The organism is Stenotrophomonas maltophilia (genome assembly GCF_004920835.1).
Taxonomy (GTDB): Bacteria; Pseudomonadota; Gammaproteobacteria; order Xanthomonadales; family Xanthomonadaceae; genus Stenotrophomonas; species Stenotrophomonas maltophilia_AQ.
In genome coordinates this window covers 16,171-36,544 of sequence record NZ_QFHO01000035.1, presented here as the reverse complement: position 1 = coordinate 36,544, position 20,374 = coordinate 16,171, and the positions used below count along the sequence as shown (strand labels likewise).

The window sequence follows — 20,374 nt, the reverse complement described above, 5'->3', positions numbered from 1 at the left end:
AGCCGGGGCAGCGTGAAGCCTAGCCGAGGCGACGCGCCTCGCTCACGCCCGGCAGCGCGTCCAGCTTGCCCAACAGGTTGGACAGCTGGCCGTAGTCGCTGACCTTCAGCCGCAACCGCAGATGGGCACGGCCGCTGTTGCGCACGTTGTCACTGTGGATGTCGAGCACGTAGGCGTCTTCCTGGGCGATCAGGTTGGTGATGTCCTTCAGCAGCCAGCGGCGATCGACCGCATCGACCACCACGTCCACTTCGTAGCCGCCCCCGGCCTGCCCCCACTCCACCGGCAGGATGCGCTGCGGACTGGTGGCGGCCAGCCGAGCCAGCGCGACACAGTCTGCACGATGCACGGTGACACCGCGGCTACGGGTCAGGTAGCCGACAATCGGTTCGCCGGCCACCGGCTGGCAGCAGCGTGCCAGCTGCACCAGCAGGTTGCCCACGCCCTGCACGGTGAACTTGGATTTACCCAGGTTCTCGCGGCGCGCGGTCGGCCGCGGCAGGGTCGGCGCGGGCGCCGGTTGGCTGGCCGCACGCTCTGCTTCCAGCAGCGCACGGCTGACCTGGTTCGGGCCGGTATCACCCAGCGCCACCTGGATGTACAGGTCATCGACGCTGTCAGCATGAAATTTCTTCGCCGCTGCCGCCAAGTCCGAGTGCTGCAGGCCCAGCCGCTTCAATTCGCGCTCCAGCAGCTCACGACCGGCCTGCACGTTGCGCGCACGGTCGAGCTTGTGGAACCAGCTGCGCACTTTCTCGCGCGAACGGTTGCTGGCCAGGAAACCCAGGGCCGGCATCAGCCAGTCGCGGCGCGGATCGGCCTCCTTGCCGGTCAGGATTTCGACACGGTCGCCGCTGCGCAGGCGGTAGGTCAGCGGCACGATGCGGCCGTTGACCTTGGCGCCACGGCAACGGTGCCCCACCATCGTGTGCACCTGATAGGCGAAATCGAGCGGCGTGGCGCCCTGCGGCAGGTCCAGTACCTCGTCCTTCGGGCTCAGAGCATAGACACGGTCTTCGGTCAGCTCGGCATCAAGCGCACCGGCCAGCTCATTGCCCTGCCCCTCCTGCGCCTGTTCCAGCAGCTGGCGCATCCAGGTGATCTTGCGGTCGAAGGACTTTTCCGCGCCTTTGCCGCCTTCCTTGTACTTCCAGTGCGCGGCTACGCCCAGCTCGGCCTGCGAGTGCATTTCATGGGTACGGATCTGCACTTCGATGGTGCGGCCCTCCGGCCCGACCACGGCGGTATGCAGCGAACGGTAGTCGTTGGCCTTGGGCCGGGCGATGTAATCGTCGAACTCACTGGGCACCGGCGCCCACAGCGCATGCACCACGCCCAGCGCGGCATAGCAGGCAGCAACATCGTCGACCATCACCCGCACCGCGCGGATGTCATATAGCTGGTCGAATGCCAGACGCTTCTTCTGCATCTTCCGCCAGATGCTGTAGATGTGCTTCGGGCGACCGCTGACCTCGGCCCTGATGCCCTGCGCGACCAGCTCGCGCGACAGCACCTTCTTGACGTTCTCGACGTAGCGCTCGCGCGCGATGCGGGTTTCGTCCACCTCACGGGCGATGCGCCGGTAGGTCTCCGGCTCCAGGTGGCGGAACGCCAGATCCTCCAGCTCCCACTTCAGCTGCCAGATGCCCAACCGGTTGGCCAATGGCGCGTGGATGTCGCGTGTCAGCTGCGCCAGCGCGCGGCGCTGCTCGTCGTCCAGCTTGTCGGCGGCACGCATCCGCGCCAGCTGCCGGGCCAGCAGGATCGGTACAACGCGCAGGTCGCGGATGATCGCCAGCAGCAGCCGGCGCAGGCCTTCACTGTTGCGCCCTGCCTCGCGGCCGGCGTGCAGCGCCCATACCGGGTCGGCGGCGTCCTGGCCGTCAAGCAGGCCGATCACCGCGGCCTTGTGGCTGCCCAGCGGCAACTGTTCCAGGCTCGCCCGCAGGCCAGGCAGGTCGAACAGCAGGGCCGCGACCACCGCGCCTTCATCGGCAGACAGCATTGCCAATGCGTCGAGGGTGTCACCCAGCACCGACCAGCTGGCGCGCATCTGGTGGTCGCACTCCGGCGCTTCCCAGCGCTCGCGCAGGGCCTGGCGCAGCGGAGCAGGCAGCACCGCTGCCGAGGGACGGTTCAACAAGGCATCCAGGCCGGGGACGGAAGCGCGGTTCACAGCATCGAGCAGGCAAGACAGAGGCCTCTACACTAGCGCCGGTGCCGTTCAGGGACAATCGCTGCGGCTGCATCGCCCGGCATGAGCACATGCCGCTACACTCGCGGGCAAACCCAGGAGAGTCCCGCCATGCCCTCGATCCTCCCGCATTTCCGCCCACGGCTGCTGGTCTGCGCCGCACTGCTGCTGTCCCTGTCGGCGCCTGCACTGGCCCAGCGCGTGGTCGAAGGCGACCTGCAGCAGCAGATGTCGCCGGCCGAGTTCAAGGCTGCCGGTCTGGACAAGCTCAACGCCACCGAGCTGGCTGCGCTCAACCGCTGGTTGCAGGGCAAGGTCGAAGCGGCCACCACCCAGGCGGTCGCCGCGGTGCGCGAGGAAGCGCGCGAAGAGGGCCGCCAGGAGGTAATCAAGAAGAATCGTGGCTTCTTCGATTTCGGCAGCGCCGAGCCGATCGAAAGCAACCTGCAGGGTGAGTTCCGTGGATTCGGCCAGGGCCGCCACTATGTGCTGCAGAACGGACAGGAATGGGAGCAGGTCGATTCCACCCACTACTCCGGCGGACGCAGGGATGCGCCCAAAGTCAGCATGCGTCCTGGCGTGATGGGCGTGTGGTACATGAAAGTTGACGGCGTGAACGTACAGCCGAAGGTTCGTCGTACCAAATAAGGCCATGGCCTTCCTGTAGCGCCAGGCCCACGCTTGGCTGCCTTTCCATGGACTGCCATCGTCCATCGCCAGAAGCAGCCGAGCATCGGCTCGGCTCTACAGGACCGGGTTCACGCCTGGCGCAGTGCGGTCACCCGCTGCGCCAGCTTCTTTGCCGAGATGCCGGTGCGTGCGCCCAGCTCCTGCGCGAACAGCGACACCCGCAGCTCTTCCAGATCCCAGCGCAGCGCCTGCCATTGCGGGCGCTCGCGCAGGCCCTGCTGCTCACCCACCTGCAGCGCCTCCAGGAACGGATGCAGTTCCAGCATGCGTGCCTGGTCACGTGGCGGATCGCGCTTGGCACGCTCGGTGCGCAGGATCATCGCCTTCAGGTAGCGCGGGTACTGCGCCAGCGCGTCGGCTGGCGTATCGCGCAGGAAGCCGGGGTGGATCAGCCCGACCAGCTGCGCCTCCATGTCATCCAGATTGCCACGCGCCCAGCCCATCAGCGGTGCTTCCAGCATCGGCTTCAGTTCCGCTACCAGCGCCAGGATGGCCTCGGCCAGTTTCAGCCGCTGCATGGCTTCGCCGAACAACGCCTTGGCCGCATGCTCGCGACGCTGCTCGAATGCCTGCGTATCGCGGATCTCGCCCAGGCCATCGGCCAACACCGCGTTCAATGCGGCGTCGACCAGATCCCCCCGCAGGCGCTCCTGCGTTTCGATCGAGGCGTACAGCAGGCCGGTCTTGGCCGCTACCGGCAACTGCTTGCGCGCCTGCTTGATCTTCTCGCCGAGACCGATCTCCAGCAGTCGGCGCACGCCAAGCGGATGTGCTTCTTCGGCCTGCTGGCGGTCTGCGAAGATGCGCAGGGCCACGCTGTCGCCCTCGTCCAGCAGCGCCGGGTAGGCAGGAACACCCGCCTCGCCCGGTACCTGCAGCGGAATCGGTGTGGCCGGGAACGTGCGCAGGCCATCGGCGGCCATCTCGCGCCCCGCGCGTGCGGCGAAGGCATCACCGGCGCGGCCACCGAACGTCGCACGCAACGCCTCCAGATCGCGCGACGTTGCCAGTACCTTGCCGTTCTCGTCGCGCAGGCGAAGGTTCATGTGCAGGTGCGCTTCGATTGAATCCGGTTCGAAGTCCGTGGCTGCCACCTTGGCGCCGGTCGCGCGTGACAGGAAGCGCGCCAGCTCGCCGGTGATGGCGTCGGCACTGGGCTGCGGGAATGCCTCGAAGAATGCACGCGCGAAGTCCGGCGCGGGCACATAGTTGCGGCGCATCGCCTTGGGCAGGCTGCGGATCAACGCGGCCGCCTTGTCGGCAACGAAGCCCGGTGCCAGCCAGCCCAGCTGCACGGCATCCAGCGCGTTGAGCAGGTGCAGCGGCACGTCCAGAGTCACGCCGTCATCGTCGGCGCCCGGCTCGAAGCGGTAATGCAGCGGCAAGCGCGCCTGGCCCAGCGCCAGGTACTTCGGATAACGCTCCTGTTCGCTGCCCTCACCCGGCAACAGATCGACCAGCGACCAGTGCAGGGTCTTCCGCTGTTCCGGTGCCAGCCCCTTCCACCAGGTATCCAGCCCCGCCGCCGAATGGATCTGCGGCGGCACCCGGTCCAGGTACCAGCGGGCCTGCCAATCCTCGTCGGCAACAATGCCGGCGCGGCGCAGCTTGGCTTCTTCCTCGCGCGCGACCTCCAGCACCTTCTGGTTGTCGGCCACGAAGCTGGCGCGGGTGTTGATCTCGCCGGTCACCAGCGCCTGGCGCACGAAGATGTCGTGCGCTTCGCCCGGGTTGATGCGGCCGTAGTGCACTGGCTTTTTCGGCGCCAATACCAGCCCGAACAGAGTGATCTGCTCGGAGGCCAGCACCTGGCCCTGCGCGCGTGACCAGTGTGGATCGAAATGCTTGCGCAGCAGCAGGTGCGGCAGTTCGGCAATCACCCAGTCCGGCTCGATCGCCGCCAGGGTCATGCCCCATACCTTCTGCGTGTCGAGCAGGTTGGCCGCCAGCAGCCACGGCGGTGGCCGCTTGGACAGCGTCGAGCCCGGGAAGGGCAGGAAGCGACGCTGGCGCGGCGCCTGGAAATCGCCCTTGTCGGTGCGGTGGCCGATCTGCGTCGGCAGGCCCGCCACCAGCGCCCGGTGCAAGGTCTGGTAGGTGGCGGCACGCACGCGCTCGCTGTAACCACCACTGTCGGGCGCCTGATCCTTCTGCGCGCGTGCCGCCACCGGCGCAGGTGCGGTTTCAGCCTTGCCTTCGCGGGCCAGACGCGCGGCACGGTGCAGCTGGCCACGGGTGGCCTTCACTGCACTGGCATCATCGCGGGCTGCAGGCGGTGCACTGCTGCCGGCCAGCAACGGCGCCATCGACGCCTCGTTGGCTTCTTCCTTCCAGCCCAGTTCCTCGCACAGCAGGCGCAGCTGCCGATGCAGCTCGCGCCACTCGCGCATGCGCAGGAAGCCGAGGAAATGGCGGCCGCACCAGTCGCGCAGCTTCGATTGGGTCAGGTCTTCGTGGGCCTGCCGGTAGGCATCCCACAGGCGCAGCACGCCGACGAATTCGGAGCGTCCATCGGCGAACTGCGCATGCGCGCTGTCGGCCGCGCCACGCGCTTCCGGCGGCCGTTCGCGCGGGTCCTGGATGCCCAGGAACGAGGCGATCACCAGCATCGGCCGCAGGCAGCCAGCGGCCTGCGCGGCCACCAGCATGCGCGCCAGCTTCACGTCCACCGGCAGGCGCGCCATCTGCTTGCCGATCGCGGTCAGGTGACGCTCGCTGTCGATCGCGCCCAGTTCGGTCAGATGCTGCCAGCCGTCGGCCACCGCACGTTCGTCGGGGGCCTCCAGGAACGGGAAGTCCTCGATGCGTCCCAGGCCAAGCTGCAGCATGCGCAGAATCACCCCGGCCAGGCTGGAGCGCCGGATTTCCGGATCGGTGAATTCCGACCGAGCCTGGAAATCGGCTTCGGCGTACAGGCGGTAGCAGATACCCTCGGCTACACGGCCGCAGCGGCCTTTGCGCTGGTTGGCACTGGCCTGCGAGATCGGCTCGATGTGCAGGCGGTCGAGCTTGTTGCGCGGGCTGTAGCGCTTTACACGGGCGAAACCGGGATCGACCACGTAGCGGATGCGCGGCACTGTCAGCGAGGTTTCCGCCACATTCGTGGCCAGCACGATGCGGCGGTTCGAGCCGGGGTTGAACACGCGGTCCTGGTCCTGGTTGGACAACCGCGCGTACAGCGGCAGCACCTCGGTATTGCGGTACTTGCGGCGCTCCAGCGACTGGTGCGCATCGCGGATCTCACGCTCGCCCGGCAGGAAGATCAGCACGTCGCCGCGCGCATCCAGACGGGTGATCTCGTCGATGGCCGAGACGATGGCGTCGTTGACGGTGCGCTCGCCCGCCTGCTCGCCCTCACCTTCCAGCGCGCGGTAGCGAACCTCCACCGGATAGGTGCGGCCTTCGACGCTGATCACCGGCGCATTGTCGAAATGCTGGGCGAAGCGTTCGGTATCGATGGTAGCCGAGGTGACGATCAGCTTCAGGTCCGGGCGCTTGCGCAGCAGCTGCTTGAGATAGCCAAGCAGGAAGTCGATGTTGAGGCTGCGTTCGTGCGCTTCGTCGACGATGATCGTGTCGTAGTTCGACAGCCAGCGATCACTGGCGATCTCGGCCAGCAGGATGCCGTCGGTCATGAACTTGATGCGGGTGTCTTCGCCGACCTTGTCGTTGAAGCGCACCTGGTAGCCCACCAGCTGGCCCAGCTCGCTCTGCAGTTCCTGCGCGACACGGCTGGCCACCGCGCGTGCGGCGATCCGGCGCGGCTGGGTGCAGCCGATCATGCCGGCCTGGCCACGGCCGGCGGCCAGGCACAGCTTGGGCAGCTGGGTGGTCTTGCCCGAACCGGTTTCGCCTGCGATTACCACCACCTGATGGTCGCGGATCAATTGGGTGATGGTCTCGGCTTCACGCGCAATCGGCAGCTGTGGGTCCAGAGTAATGGCCGGCTGCTGTTGCGCCCGCGCCTGCCGGCGCTGCACCGAAACCTGCAAGGCCTGCTCGAAACTGGCGGCCAACGCCGCATCCTGTGGCTTGGCCTGGCAACGCGAGAGCATTCCCAGCAATCGTCCACGGTCGCGGCTCATGGCACCGTCAATGGCGGCACGCTGTTGGCGCTGGCGGGACTGCGGCATTTTGTCGATAGCGTTCATCAATCGGTTCGTTTAAAACTTTGAATGCGACCAGTCATCACGACTGATTTATTGTGAAGGCCAACGATTCCACAAGGAGGAACCCCATGGCGAAGACCAAGAGCACGACCAAGCCCAAGACCGGCAAGCAGAAGCTTGCGGCATCGGCACCGTCGGCCCCCAACATCGATATCGGGATCACCCAGGGCGATCGCAAGAAGATTGCCGACGGTCTGGCACGGTTCCAGGCCGATGCGTTCACGCTCTACCTGAAGACCCACAACTTCCACTGGAATGTGACCGGGTCGATGTTCAACTCGCTGCACACCATGTTCGAAACGCAGTACACCGAGCAGTGGGCGGCACTGGACGATGTGGCCGAGCGCATCCGCGCACTGGGCTTCAATGCCCCGGGCTCCTACCGGGAATTTGCTGCGCTGACCTCGATCGTCGAGGAGCCGGGCCTGACCGACAGTGCGGACTGGCGTGAAATGGTACGCCAGTTGGTGGTCGCCAACGAAGCGGTATGCCGTACGGCACGTGAAGTGCTGGATGTGGCCGACGACGCTGACGACGCCCCGACCGAGGATCTGATGACCCAGCGCCTGCAGACCCACGAGAAGTACGCCTGGATGCTGCGCTCGCTGCTGCAGTAAGGGTTGAGGGGGCTTCGGCAGGGCTTGCAGCCCTGCACCTGCCGAGGCAACGTCAAGTTCAACGTCAACGTCAAAAGCGGGTTTCCTGAGGGTTGGCGGGGTGGGTCCGGTTGAGGGGGACGCCGTAAACCCGTCCATGGGGGCTTGGTCGCGGCATCCATGCCGCTCACACCCCCTCAACCGGACCCACCCCGCCTTCGACAGTTTCCCGCGATCTGCCAGCAAAGCCTGGGGTCAGATCCGTTTTCCTGCGGAAAACGGATCTGACCCCATTTTGTTTGTCGATATCTGACAGATTCCATCCACGCATCGCGTGGATGGCCCCACCGCCACCGGGAAACGGTCGAAGGCGGGGCGGTGTGGGCTTGCAGGACCGTTGGCGCCATGGATGGCGCCATCGAGCCCCCATGGACGGGTTTACGGCGTGTCCTGCAAGCCCACACCGCCCCACCCAGCCAGCAGACAAGCCAGAGCCGGCTGTTGCCTTTGACGTTGCACCGGCTTGTAGCGGGTGCAGGGCGCAGCCCTGCCGAACCCCCGCCGGGGTAAACTAGCCGGATGGCTTCCCGTCCCGCGCACGACCTGCTCCGCCGCGTCTTTGGTTACGACGATTTCCGTGGTCCGCAGCAGGACATCGTGGAGCATGTGGCTGCCGGTCACGATGCCCTGGTGCTCATGCCCACCGGCGGCGGCAAGTCGCTGTGCTACCAGGTGCCGGCCCTGCTGCGTGACGGATGTGGCATCGTCATCTCGCCGTTGATCGCCTTGATGCAGGACCAGGTCGAAGCCCTGCGCCAGCTCGGCGTGCGCGCCGAGTACCTGAACTCGACTCTGGACGCAGAGACCGCCGGGCGCGTCGAACGCGAGCTGCTCGCCGGCGAGCTGGACATGCTCTATGTCGCTCCCGAGCGCCTGCTGACCGGCCGTTTCCTGTCACTGCTGTCGCGCAGCCACATCGCCCTGTTCGCCATCGACGAAGCGCATTGCGTATCGCAGTGGGGCCACGACTTCCGCCCGGAATACCGCCAGCTGACCGTACTGCATGAGCGCTGGCCGGAGATTCCGCGGATCGCGCTGACTGCCACCGCAGACCCGCCAACCCAGCGTGAGATCGCCGAGCGGCTGGACCTGCAGGAAGCACGCCACTTCGTCAGCTCGTTCGACCGCCCCAACATCCGCTACACCGTGGTGCAGAAGGACAACGCCCGCAAGCAGCTGAGCGATTTCCTGCGCAGCCATCGCAGCGAGGCCGGCATCGTCTACTGCATGTCACGGCGCAAGGTAGAGGAAACCGCCGAGTTCCTCTGCACACAGGGCTTCAACGCCCTGCCCTACCATGCCGGCCTGCCGTCGGAGGTACGCGCCAACAACCAGCGCCGCTTCCTGCGCGAGGACGGCATCGTGATGTGCGCCACCATCGCCTTCGGCATGGGCATCGACAAGCCGGACGTGCGCTTCGTGGCGCATACCGACCTGCCCAAGTCGATGGAAGGCTACTACCAGGAAACCGGCCGCGCCGGTCGCGATGGCGAAGCCGCCGAGGCCTGGCTCTGCTACGGCCTGGGCGATGTGGTGCTGCTCAAGCAGATGATCGAGCAGTCCGAGGCCGGCGAAGAACGCAAGCAGCTGGAACGGGGCAAGCTCGACCACCTGCTGGGCTACTGCGAATCCATGCAATGCCGCCGCCAGGTGCTGCTGGCCGGATTCGGCGAAACCTACCCCGAGCCCTGCGGCAACTGTGACAACTGCCTGACCCCGCCAGCGTCGTGGGACGCGACCATTCCTGCCCAGAAGGCGCTCAGCTGCGTGTACCGCAGTGGCCAGCGTTTCGGCGTCGGCCACCTGATCGACGTTCTGCGCGGCAGCGAGAACGAGAAAGTGAGGCAGCAGGGCCACGACAAACTGAGCACCTACGCGATCGGCCGCGACCTCGACGCGCGCACCTGGCGCAGCGTATTCCGCCAACTGGTGGCCGCCAGCCTGCTGGAAGTGGACAGCGAGGGCCACGGCGGACTGCGCCTGACCGATGCCAGCCGCGATGTACTGACCGGACGTCGGCAGATCAGCATGCGTCGCGACGCCGTCAGCACCAGCACCGGCCGCGAGCGCAGTGCCCAGCGCACCGGCCTGTCGGTGTTGCCGCAGGACCTGGCGTTGTTCAATGCCCTGCGCGGCCTGCGTGCCGAACTGGCACGCGAACAGAACGTGCCCGCCTTCGTGATCTTCCACGACAGCACCCTGCGCAACATCGCCGAGCAGCGCCCGACCAGCCTGGACGAACTGGCCCGGGTCGGCGGCATCGGCGGCACCAAGCTGAGCCGCTACGGCCCGCGCCTGGTGGAGATCGTGCGCGAGGAAGGTTGACCGCCACGCGTTGCCGCGTTGGGCGCTCGCCGGGCATGGCCCGGCGCTACCCCTTCGCTGACAGCGCGCTGGTGTCCTCGTAGAGCCGAACCCACGCTCGGCTGCTGTTGCCGCACAAGCAGCCGAGCATGGGCTCGGCTCTACATACATTGGTGCTGCTCCAACCTTGAACCGGCCATTCAGCCGGAAGTGCATCCGCGCCCACTTGCAGCTAGATTAGTGTCATGTCCCTGGCCTCGACCCTGCTCCGTGTCGTGCTCATGCTCAGCCTGTTGCTCAACGGGCTGAACGCGGCCATGGCCAGTGGTCACGAGGAAATGGGCCGGATGGCCCACGCCGTAGCCGCTGCTGTTGAAGGTGGCACTCCTGATTGCCACCACCACGCCGGCATGCAGGCCGACGAGGCCCCGCAGGCCAAGGCCCCCGCCCACGACGCTCATTGCCAGATCAAGGACTGCGTGCGCAGCTGCGCGCAGCACCCGCTGCTGGTGGTGCTGCCGTTGCCGGTCATGGCTGGCCCGGCGTTGTCGCTGGCACCGCAGCCGATGCCGGCCAATGGCCGCCCGGCGCCGCCGCTGCCGCCGATCTCGCGCCCTCCCATCGGCTGATTCCACACGCACCGTGCGCCCTGCGCACTGGAGCCGGTTACCCGCCGGCGTCTTTCCGTGTCTGGAGTCACCCTCATGAATACCCGCATTCCCCCCGGCCCGGGCGCTGTGCCCATGCCGTCGCGCCGCCTGTTCGTACAGGGCCTCGCCGCCGGTGGCGTGGTTGCCGGCATCGCCGCTGTCGGCGTGCCGCAGCGCGCGCTTGCCGCCGCCAGCGCCGCCCCGCGCCTGGCCGGTGCCCCGGCCTTGCTCAGCGATACCCGCCTTGAACTGGCCATCGGCGAATCGCTGGCCAACTTCACCGGCCGCACCCGCCCGGCGATCACCGTCAACGGCTCGCTGCCGGCACCGATCCTGCGCTGGCGCGAAGGCCAGTCCGTGGACCTGTTCGTGCGCAATACGCTGGAACGCCATCCGACCTCGATCCACTGGCACGGCATCCTGCTGCCGGCCAACATGGACGGCGTGCCCGGCCTGAGCTTCAACGGCATCGGCCCCGGCGAGACCTACCACTACCACTTCGAGCTGAAGCAGTCGGGCACCTACTGGTACCACAGCCATTCACTGTTCCAGGAACAGGCAGGGCTGTACGGTGCACTGATCATCGACCCGGCCGAGCCGGCGCCTTACCGGCATGACCGCGAACACGTGATCATGCTGTCGGACTGGACCGACATGGATCCCGGCGCGCTGTTCCGGCGCATGAAGAAGCTCGCCGAGCACGACAACTACTACAAGCGCACCCTGCCCGACTTCCTGCGCGACGCCCGCCGAGATGGCTGGTCGGCCGCACTGTCCGACCGGGGCATGTGGGGCCGGATGCGGATGACGCCAAGCGACATCTCCGACATCAATGCCCATACCTACACCTACCTGATGAACGGGACCGCGCCGGCCGGCAACTGGACCGGGCTGTTCCGCAGTGGCGAAAAGGTGCTGCTGCGTTTCATCAACGGTGCGTCGATGACCTACTTCGACGTGCGCATCCCCGGCCTGAAGATGACCGTGGTCGCCGCCGACGGCCAGTACATCCATCCGGTCAGCATCGACGAGTTCCGCATCGCCCCGGCCGAAACCTACGACGTACTGGTGGAACCCAGCGGCCAGGATGCCTTCACCATCTTCTGCCAGGACATGGGCCGCACCGGCTATGCCGCCGGTACCCTCGCCGTGCGCCATGGGCTGCAGGCACCGATTCCCGCGCGCGACCCGCGCCCGTTGCTGATGATGAGCGACATGGGACACGACATGGGCAGCGGTGGCCACGACATGGCGGCGATGAAGGGCATGGAAGGCGGCTGCGGTGCCAGCATGGGCCACGGCGCACATGGCGGCGGCGAGACCGCCAGCAAAGCGCCAAAGCATCCGGCCAGCGAGCGCAACAATCCACTGGTGGACATGCAGAGTTCGGCCACCGAGCCGAAACTGGACGACCCCGGCATCGGCCTGCGCGACAACGGTCGCCAGGTGCTGACCTATGGTGCGATGCGCAGCCTGTTCGAAGACCCCGACGGCCGCGAGCCCGGCCGCGAGATCGAGCTGCACCTGACCGGCCACATGGAAAAGTTCTCCTGGTCGTTCGACGGCATTCCCTTCGCCGGGGCCGAACCGCTGCGGCTGAACTACGGCGAGCGCATGCGCATTGTGCTGGTCAACGACACCATGATGCAGCACCCGATCCACCTGCATGGCGTGTGGAGCGACCTGGAAAACGCACAGGGTGAATTCCAGCTGCGCAAGCACACCATCGACATGCCGCCCGGTACACGCCGCACCTATCGCGTACGCGCCGATGCCCTCGGCCGATGGGCCTACCACTGCCACCTGCTGTACCACATGGAAGCAGGCATGATGCGCGAAGTGAGGATCGAAGAATGAGCCGCTCCCTGCTTCCCCCCAGCCTGCTGGCCTTGGGCCTGGCTGCTACGCTGCCGGTGTTTGCGCAGTCCCATGCCGGCCATGACATGGACACGATGGACGCGCCCGCGAAGGCCGTGAAGACGCCGGCCGAACAGGTCGATCATTCGAAGATGGATCATTCGAAGATGGACATGGGTGCGGCAGATCCCGCCGGCATGGACCACATGGACCACTCGAAGATGGACCATGGCGCGATGCAGCCAGCGGCGATGGACCATTCCAAGATGGATCACGCGGCGATGGGGCACGGCACACCCGCACCGACCGAACCGCGCGAACCGATCCCGGTGCCCACCGATGCCGACCGCGCCGCCGCGTTCCCGCCCATCGCGCACGGTGCGATGGAACACGCGCCGGAGATCAACAGCCTGCTGCTGATCGACCGTCTCGAACACTGGGATGGCAAGAGCAGCAACGGCCAAGCCTGGGAGACCACCGGCTGGATCGGCGGCAACATCAACCGCCTGTGGCTGCGCACCGATGGCGAGCGTAGTCGTGGCCGCACCGAGTCGTCATCGCTGGAAGCGCTGTATGGCCGCAGCGTATCGCCGTGGTGGGACGTACTGGTCGGTGTGCGCCAGGATTTCCGCCCCGCCGATTCACGCACCTGGGCGGCGATCGGCATCCAGGGCCTGGCGCCGTACAAGTTCGAGAGCTCGGCGACGCTGTACATGGGCTCCGGTGGCCAGGTGCTGGCCAAGGCCGAGGTCGAGTACGACGTGCTGCTGACCAACCGCCTGGTCCTGCAACCCCTGCTGGAAGCTACAGTCGCGGCCAAGGACGAGAAGGAGTATGGCATCGGCCGTGGCCTGAACAAGGTCGAAGCCGGGCTGCGACTGCGCTATGAGTTCAGCCGCCGCTTCGCGCCCTATATCGGCATCAGCCACGAACGCACGTTTGGGGACACCGCCGACTACGCCGGTGACCACGCGCGCGACACGCGCTGGGTGGCGGGCGTGCGCATGTGGTTCTGAGCAGCGTTACGTGAGCAGTGGCCAGCCCCGGCAGCCGCCGTGGCCGGCTACACTGCGCCACGTTCCAATGCAGGCACCGCCATGTCGTTGCAGATCCGCCGCGCCACCCTCGCCGACGCCGACGCGCTGTCGGTGATCGCCATCGCCACCTACACCGAGACCTGGGGCGACTCGTACCCACCGCATGATCTGCACGATTTCCTGCAGGCGCACTACGGCATCGCACCGCAGCGGGCCGAACTGTCCGATCCGCGCAGTGCGGTCTGGTTGCTGATGGACGGTGACTCGGTAGTCGGCTATCTCGCCGCCGGCGCCAATACCCTGCCGCATGCCGATGCACGCGAGGGCGACATCGAACTGAAGCGGTTCTACATCCTGGCCGCACACCAGAACGGCGGCCATGGTGCACGCATGATGGATGAGTTCATGGCCTGGCTGGACCAGCCGCACCGCCGCACCCTGTGGGTGGGCGTGTGGGAAGAGAACTTCGGCGCGCAGCGCTTCTATGCGCGTTACGGCTGCAGCAGGGTCGGCGAGTACGATTTCATCGTCGGCGACAGCCGCGACCGCGAATTCATCCTGCGCCGGCCCTGAGCAGCGTCAGAAATCGAACAGTTCGGAGAGGAAGCTCTCCTTCTTCTTTTTCTTGTAGCCCTGGCTGTACTGGCCACGGTTGTCATCATGGCGCTGGCCGAGATGACGGGTATCGCGATGCATCACCGGCGGCGGAGCGGCCTGCGGTTGCACAGGCGCTGGCGGCGGCATGGCGGCACCTGCACCGTCAGTGGCGCGCTCGATGATCTTGTCGAGTTCGCCACGATCCAGCCATACACCACGGCAGCTCGGGCAGTAGTCGATCTCGATGCCATGGCGTTCGGCCATCTGCAGGGTCTGGGTCTTGCACACGGGGCACAGCATCGGCATTGCTCCTGTCGGTCTGGCATCGACTGTACCTGCGCGGTGATGACTGTGCGGCAACGCATGACCGAAGGCACAGGGACTTCCGGCGCGTGCCGGTATTGCCGAAAGGCCCGACACTGCGGACTTGTCCCGCAGGGAGTGCGTACATGACAGTGTTGTCCCGCTTGCCCACCGCCACACGTCTGTTGCTGGTCCTGCTGGGCGTTGGCCTGGGCCTGAACCTGCGCGATATCGCCGCAGCCGCAGGAACTCCCATTCCCGCCCTGCCCATGCCCTATGGCGGCAGCCTGCTGGACAACGCACTGGCAGTACTGGTTGCGCTGCTGCTGGCTACGCTGCTGCGACCCCGCGGCATTGGCCTGCTGGCCAGCCTCGGCCTACGTGGAAACGGCTGGCGCGGTCCGACGTGGGTGCTGCTGGCCAGCCTCCCCTGCTGGCTGGGACTGGCGCTGCTCGGCACCCCGAACACGGCGCTGACCGCGCTGGACGCCACGATGCTGGCCGTGCTGTTCCCGCTGGCCGAGGAAGTGCTGTTCCGCGGCCTCGGCTTCGTGTTGCTGGTGAAGATCGTGCGCGGCCCGTGGCCGCTGCTCGCGCTGCCGCAGGCGGTGCTGTTCGGCATGGTGCACTGGCTCGGCTTCGGTGGGTTCGACGGTGGCGGCATCGCGTTGTTCATTGGCGCGGTCATCGCGTTCGGCGGCTTCATCTTCGCTTGGCTTGATCACCTGGACGGCGACACCCTGTGGTGCGGCCTGGTCCTGCACGTTTCGATGAACCTGGCCTGGAATGTGTTCAGCCTCGATGATGCCGTTGCACTGGGCTGGCAGGCTACCGGCCTGCGCATCGGCACGGCCCTGCTCGCGGTCACGATCCTGGCCTGGCACGTGCGTCGCCGGCGCCAGTCGCGGTTGTAACGCCCACTTAGCTTGCCGTGCACGCCGGGATCACTACCGGCTTGCGCATACTTGCGCGCCTTTCGCTCCCCCTGTTGTCCGGAGTTGCCGCGTCATGTTGCTGTCCAAGCGCTTTGTGGAACCGCGCGTCCTGCTGATCGAGGACGCCGAGGAAACCCAGGAACTCAGTCGTCTCGCCCTGGAAAGCCAGGCCTGCCAGGTCACCGCTGTCAGCAGCGCCGAGGCCGCACTGGGCCTGCTCAACGCCGGCGAACCGTTCGACCTGCTGTTCACCGACGTCTGCCTGGGCGGCATCAGCGGCATCGAAACCGCCAACCGCGTGCGCGAGCACCTGCCGCAGCTGCCGATCCTGGTAACCTCCGGCATGGACCAGCACCGCGTGCTGCCGCAGTTGCGGGAGGGCATCCACTTCCTGCCCAAGCCGTACAGCATGAGCGAGCTGCTCGATGCCATCCGCCTGTGTTTCCGCCATGCGGCGGATGCCACGTTGATGCCGCCGCCGCAGGCCAGCGCGGCCTGAGGCAATCATCCACGCATGGCGTGGATGCGACCGGCCATCAACCGCCGGTGTACGGCCCTTCGCCCGGCATCACCTCCAGCAGTGCACGAGTGATCACCCGTGGGTAGACCGTGAGATGGTCCTCGCCGTCGATCACCACGTTGTCCACCTGCAGCTTGCGGCCACTGCGCTGCAGCTGGGTGGTGAAGTCCGCGGTCTGCCGCAGCATGTCGTTGCCTGTTGAATAGCGCGGCCCTGGCTTGTCCGTCTCGTAGCTGCCCACCGACAGCAGCACGCGCGTGGGCTGCACCGGAATCACGGCAGCATCCTGCATGCGCGGCAGCAGAAGCTGGTCGAACCACAACGAAGGACTCGACAGGATGTAGGTGCTGAACATGTCGGGTTGCGTGGTCAGCACGTAGGCGCCGAACAGCGCACCATAGGAATGGCCGGCGAACAGGCGCCGGGCGGGGTCGGTGCGATAACGCGCATCGACCATCGGCAGCACCTGTGCCGCCAGGAAATCACGATAGTGCGCGGCACCGCCGTAGGTGACGTCATCGCTGTAATAGCCCTCAGCAGTACGCGCCGGATTACTGGGCGTGTAGTCGCGCGAGCGACTCTGCTTCGAGGTCAGGCCTTCCTGCGGTGGCAGCCCAACCAGGATGAAATTCTCGATGTTGATACCCTGCTGCCCCACCAGATTGCGCACGCTGCGCACCAGCGGGAAGCTGTAAAGCGCATCGGTCACGTACAGCACCGGATAGTGCTTCTCAGGGTGTGCGGCATAGTCGGCCGGCAGCGCCACCCAGATCGGGTAATCGCGGCCCACAGGATCGTGCACGCGCAATGCTTCGGTATCTGGCAGCACCACGCCCGGCACGGCGGCTGCCGCGCTTTCCTTCGCGTCACTTTGCGTTGCCGGTGGCGCCACCGACATCGCGCAGCCACTCACGGCCAGGCAGGCCGCCACACTCCATCCACGCACACGCTGCATCCACGCTCTCCCGTTGCGGGCGGCGCACCCGGGTGGCGCCGCTACCGCATCCTCACACGTCGTGCGATGCAGTGCCACGCCGGGTCAGGGCGAGGCCGGCGGCGGCGCCGGGAACAGCGTGCGCAGCGCCTGCAGGGCGGCCGGGTGATAGATCGTGGCGTGGGTTTCCTCAGGCAGCGGCAGGTACTTCATCAGCGGCGACGGCGAAGCCTGCTGCAGCAACTCGGCCAGTCGCGCAGTGGATGCGGCCAGTTCCGGCTGTCCGCTGCTGGCCAGGAACACACGGGGCTGCGCGCGCGTCACAGCCGGCAGCTGCTTGGCCGCAGCGGCCAGCATCGTGCCCCGGTTCCACCACAGGCTGGGGTCCAGCGCGATGTAGCTGTTGAACAGTGTCGGTTCCTGCAGCAGCGTCTCGATCACGAACAGGCCGGCCAGCGATTCACCAATCAGCGCACGCTCGTCGGTGGTCGGGTAGCGCAGACGCACCTGCGGCATCAGCTCATCGCGCAGGAAGCGGCGGTAGGCCGCCGATCCACCGATGCGCGGCGCGATCTTCTGGTCCTGCGGGTCGTTGCTGGGGCCGGTCATGTCGCGGCGACGCTCGGTGTTTTCGATGCCGACCAGCAGGAACGGGCGCATGCTGCCGTTGCCGGTCAACACCTGCACCAGCCCGGCCACATGCAGGAAGTCCTCGCCGATGCCGCCATCGGCCATGTACAGCACCGGCAACGGCGCTTTCGGATCCAGGCCCCACGGCTGCGGGCGATAGACGTTGATGCGGCGGGTTTCGCCCAGCGCCTTCGATTCAATGCTGAAGGTCTCGCCGATCACCAGTGGGGCTGCGGCAGCGGCCAGCGCGGGCGGTGCAGTTTCGGCGGCCATCAGGGGCGCGACGGTGATAGCGGACAGCAGAAGCGACAGCACGATCAAGCGCATGGGGTAAGCCATCCTGGGAAAGATGCCGAGCATAGCGTCAGGGCCGGCGCGTTGGCGGTTTCGGCATGCTCGCTACCGCTGCCAGATGCTCAGTAGATCCAAGCCCTGCGTGGATGAGGGGAACACCTGCACCACGAACGGGGCCATACTCGGGCCAGACCGCACCGTAGTCCAATCGAAACCTACAAGGAGGTACGCATGTTGAATGCCCTGGTCATCACAGCGCTGGCTGCAGGCCCCGCTGCATCTGCACCGTATGCTGACTGCTTGCTCGGCAACATCCAACCCGGCCTGTCCGACCGTGCGGTACAACTGGTGCAACAGGCCTGTGCCTCGAAGTATCCGGAAAGCTTCGTCGCATCTGCAGAACTGGAACGCCGGATCAGCGCGCAGCGCCGGGCAGACTTCGAGGCGGCTCAAGCGGAAGCGGCGCGTTCCGCGAATGCGGCAGCAACGGCCGCACAGGAGGCTGCCGACGCAGCAGCCGCAAAAGCCAAGGGAATGCGGACGAAGTAGAGGCACTGGACCAGGGCAACAAAAAAGGCACCGCTTGGCGGTGCCTTCCTGAATGACCTGGGTCACTGGATGCAATGGTGGGCCGTGAAGGATTCGAACCTTCGACCAAAAGATTAAAAGTCTTCTGCTCTACCGACTGAGCTAACGGCCCATTGCACTTCCCCGGCCTTTCGGCGGGGTGGGCATTCTACCCTACTTTGCCGGGCCGGGTGAAACCCCGATGTGTTGCGGGTGCCGGCCAGCGGCCGGCACTACCCGGCCAGGCGAGCCCGCTTAAACCTTCCGGGCCTCCTGCGCATCCCAGGTATGATCCCCGCTCGGAGCCACGGATGCGCCTGCCCTTCAGCCTGATTGCTGCCTTGCTGCTGCCGTGTTCGGTACTGGCCGCCCCGTCCCAGGTCGTCACCGATGATATCGGCCGCTTCTGGGCCACCTATGACGCGGTGCGCGCCGAGCCTGATGCTGAGCGTCAGGTGGCGCTGGTCCAGCAGCGCTACATCGATCCGGGCAGCCCTGGACTGCATGCGCTGATGCAGGTGCGCAACTACACCGCCCGCGAATACGCCGAGGCCATGAACGCGTGGCCGCGCTTCTGGACCTCGGTACGCCCGCTCACCGCCAACGCGCAGCAAGCCAGTGCCTCGCTGGAGCGCGATCTGGCCGCGTTCCGTGCGCTCTACCCTGCTCTGCGCCCGGCCACCATCACCTACGCGGTGGGCGTGCTGCGTACCGGTGGTACCACGCTGGGTGACAAGGTGCTGATCGGCGCGGAGATGGCGCTGGGCGATGAGCACGTGGACGTTAGCGAACTCCCGGCGAAGATGCGCGACCGCCTGCGGATCTTCTACGACAGCCGGCCGGGCGCGAACAACGCGCAGAACAACCTGCACGAGTACGTGCACACGCAGCAGCGTGAGACCACGGGTAGGCTGGCCCAGTACGCGGTGCGCGAGGGCGTGGCCGAGTATTTGGCGGAGCGCATCAGCGGGCGCCGGCCGGCACTACCCTTCTACGACTACGGCGCAACACACGAAGCGGACATCCGCACGCGCTTCATTGCTGAGATGGATGGGGAAAATCTCGACAACTGGCTGTACAACAGCGCCCGCAATCCGTTCGGGGTGAGTGATGTGGGCTACTACGCCGGCTACCGCATCGCGCAGGAGTACATGCGGCAGCAGGCCGATGAAAAGGCGGGCATCGCGCGGATGATCGAGCTGGACTACAACGATCCCGAGGCGGTGCGTGCCTTCATCGCGGCATCGGGGTGGCTGCGGCAGCGGTAGCGCCGGGCCGTGCCCGGTGGAAGTGCCAACCAAGGTTGGCAACTACCAGAATCAAACCTGCCGGCGTATCCGCGGTCAGGCGTACAGCGTCGGGTCGGCTACACCGGCCTCGGTGAAGCCCTGCGCGCGCAGGCGGCAGGCGTCGCAGTGGCCGCAGGCGGCGCCGTTGGCGTCGGCGTTGTAGCAGGACACGGTGAGGCCGAAGTCCACGCCCAGGCGTACGCCTTCGCTGACGATCTGGCCCTTGCTGAGGAACTGCAGCGGTGCGTGCACTTTGATTCCCGCGCCTTCCACGCCGGACTTGGTGGCCAAGTTGGCCAGCGCCTGGAACGCGGCCACGAACTCGGGGCGGCAGTCCGGGTAGCCGGAGTAGTCCACGGCGTTGACGCCACAGAAGATGTCGTTGGCACCGAGCACTTCGGCCCAGCCCAAGGCCAGCGACAGCATGATGGTGTTGCGCGCCGGTACGTAGGTGACCGGGATGCCGGCACCGCCGGCTTCGGGCACGTCGATATCGTCGGTCAGCGCCGAGCCACCGATGCTGCGCAGGTCCACGTCCACGGTCTTGTGCGCGATTACGCCCTGGGCCTTGGCCACGCGGGCGGCGGCGTCCAGTTCAGAGGTGTGGCGCTGGCCGTAACGCACACTCAGGGCATGCACGGCAAAGCCCTGTTCCTGGGCCATGGCAATGACGGCGGCTGAATCCATGCCGCCGGAGAGAAGCACGACTGCCTTCTTCATGGGTCAATCTTCCGGTTTGGGGGAAAAG

Annotated in this window: 17 protein-coding genes and 1 tRNA gene; 11 read left to right on the top strand and 7 right to left on the bottom strand. The window is 66.6% G+C overall.

The features are described 5' to 3' along the window. Positions 1-19 precede the first annotated feature (19 nt). Positions 20-2,176 (bottom strand): RelA/SpoT family protein, encoded by a 2,157-nt coding sequence (locus DI041_RS18755; protein WP_046987844.1) that lies wholly within the window; start codon positions 2,174-2,176, stop codon positions 20-22. Positions 2,177-2,305: 129 nt separating this feature from the next. Here DI041_RS18755 and DI041_RS18750 point away from each other — a divergent pair, with 129 nt between their 5' ends. Continuing rightward, positions 2,306-2,842: a hypothetical protein gene (locus DI041_RS18750; protein ID WP_046987845.1), complete on the top strand. Its 537-nt coding sequence runs from the start codon at positions 2,306-2,308 to the stop codon at positions 2,840-2,842. A 110-nt stretch (positions 2,843-2,952) separates the two neighbouring features. Here the strand turns inward: DI041_RS18750 and hrpA are convergent, their stop codons facing one another. Then, entirely contained in the window at positions 2,953-7,035 is a 4,083-nt protein-coding gene (hrpA, locus tag DI041_RS18745) for an ATP-dependent RNA helicase HrpA (RefSeq protein WP_136640001.1), read from the bottom strand. Positions 7,036-7,121: 86 nt separating this feature from the next. Here hrpA and DI041_RS18740 point away from each other — a divergent pair, with 86 nt between their 5' ends. From DI041_RS18740 to DI041_RS18715, 6 genes are all read left to right on the top strand, one after another. Beyond that, a complete protein-coding gene (locus DI041_RS18740) occupies positions 7,122-7,670 on the top strand; it encodes a Dps family protein (protein WP_025879374.1) in 549 nt (182 codons plus the stop codon). Positions 7,671-8,228: 558 nt separating this feature from the next. Continuing rightward, positions 8,229-10,034: a DNA helicase RecQ gene (gene recQ / locus DI041_RS18735; protein ID WP_136639872.1), complete on the top strand. Its 1,806-nt coding sequence runs from the start codon at positions 8,229-8,231 to the stop codon at positions 10,032-10,034. Positions 10,035-10,258: 224 nt separating this feature from the next. Then, the gene (locus tag DI041_RS18730; protein ID WP_046983229.1) at positions 10,259-10,642 is read left to right on the top strand and encodes a CopL family metal-binding regulatory protein; all 384 of its coding nucleotides are present in this window, start codon (positions 10,259-10,261) and stop codon (positions 10,640-10,642) included. 75 nt (positions 10,643-10,717) lie between these two features. Beyond that, positions 10,718-12,520, top strand: a complete 1,803-nt coding sequence (locus DI041_RS18725) for a copper resistance system multicopper oxidase (RefSeq protein WP_136639871.1) — start codon at positions 10,718-10,720, stop codon at positions 12,518-12,520. Beyond that, the gene (locus DI041_RS18720; RefSeq protein WP_136639870.1) at positions 12,517-13,536 is read left to right on the top strand and encodes a copper resistance protein B; all 1,020 of its coding nucleotides are present in this window, start codon (positions 12,517-12,519) and stop codon (positions 13,534-13,536) included. The genes DI041_RS18725 and DI041_RS18720 overlap by 4 nt, the downstream gene beginning before the upstream one ends. An 81-nt stretch (positions 13,537-13,617) precedes the next feature. Further along, positions 13,618-14,130, top strand: coding sequence for a GNAT family N-acetyltransferase (locus DI041_RS18715; protein WP_136639869.1), 513 nt, complete (start codon positions 13,618-13,620; stop codon positions 14,128-14,130). A 6-nt stretch (positions 14,131-14,136) separates the two neighbouring features. Here the strand turns inward: DI041_RS18715 and DI041_RS18710 are convergent, their stop codons facing one another. Continuing rightward, positions 14,137-14,454 carry a TFIIB-type zinc ribbon-containing protein gene (locus DI041_RS18710; protein WP_136639868.1) on the bottom strand — a complete coding sequence of 106 codons (318 nt, stop codon included), beginning with the start codon at positions 14,452-14,454 and terminating at the stop codon, positions 14,137-14,139. Positions 14,455-14,603: 149 nt separating this feature from the next. On the opposite strand from DI041_RS18710, the gene DI041_RS18705 reads away from it, so the two are divergent. Together DI041_RS18705 and DI041_RS18700 are read left to right on the top strand one after the other, a co-directional pair. Next, entirely contained in the window at positions 14,604-15,371 is a 768-nt protein-coding gene (locus DI041_RS18705) for a CPBP family glutamic-type intramembrane protease (protein ID WP_136639867.1), read from the top strand. 94 nt (positions 15,372-15,465) lie between these two features. Beyond that, positions 15,466-15,891 (top strand): response regulator, encoded by a 426-nt coding sequence (locus DI041_RS18700; protein ID WP_046983224.1) that lies wholly within the window; start codon positions 15,466-15,468, stop codon positions 15,889-15,891. A gap of 37 nt (positions 15,892-15,928) precedes the next feature. Here the strand turns inward: DI041_RS18700 and DI041_RS18695 are convergent, their stop codons facing one another. Next, positions 15,929-16,867 carry an alpha/beta hydrolase gene (locus DI041_RS18695; RefSeq protein ID WP_136639866.1) on the bottom strand — a complete coding sequence of 313 codons (939 nt, stop codon included), beginning with the start codon at positions 16,865-16,867 and terminating at the stop codon, positions 15,929-15,931. An 84-nt stretch (positions 16,868-16,951) separates the two neighbouring features. Further along, complete coding sequence (locus DI041_RS18690; RefSeq protein WP_136639865.1) at positions 16,952-17,803, bottom strand: alpha/beta hydrolase; 852 nt, start codon at positions 17,801-17,803, stop codon at positions 16,952-16,954. 198 nt (positions 17,804-18,001) lie between these two features. Here DI041_RS18690 and DI041_RS18685 point away from each other — a divergent pair, with 198 nt between their 5' ends. Then, positions 18,002-18,319 carry a hypothetical protein gene (locus DI041_RS18685; RefSeq protein ID WP_136639864.1) on the top strand — a complete coding sequence of 106 codons (318 nt, stop codon included), beginning with the start codon at positions 18,002-18,004 and terminating at the stop codon, positions 18,317-18,319. Positions 18,320-18,394: 75 nt separating this feature from the next. Here DI041_RS18685 and DI041_RS18680 read toward each other — a convergent pair. After that, positions 18,395-18,470: transfer RNA gene (locus tag DI041_RS18680), tRNA-Lys, on the bottom strand. 178 nt (positions 18,471-18,648) lie between these two features. Between DI041_RS18680 and DI041_RS18675 the strand changes: the two genes are divergently transcribed. Then, positions 18,649-19,605, top strand: coding sequence for a DUF2268 domain-containing putative Zn-dependent protease (locus DI041_RS18675; RefSeq protein WP_136639863.1), 957 nt, complete (start codon positions 18,649-18,651; stop codon positions 19,603-19,605). A gap of 75 nt (positions 19,606-19,680) precedes the next feature. On the opposite strand, the gene queC is transcribed toward DI041_RS18675, so the two are convergent. Next, the gene (gene queC / locus DI041_RS18670) at positions 19,681-20,346 is read right to left on the bottom strand and encodes a 7-cyano-7-deazaguanine synthase QueC (RefSeq protein ID WP_049422913.1); all 666 of its coding nucleotides are present in this window, start codon (positions 20,344-20,346) and stop codon (positions 19,681-19,683) included. Positions 20,347-20,374: the final 28 nt, after the last annotated feature.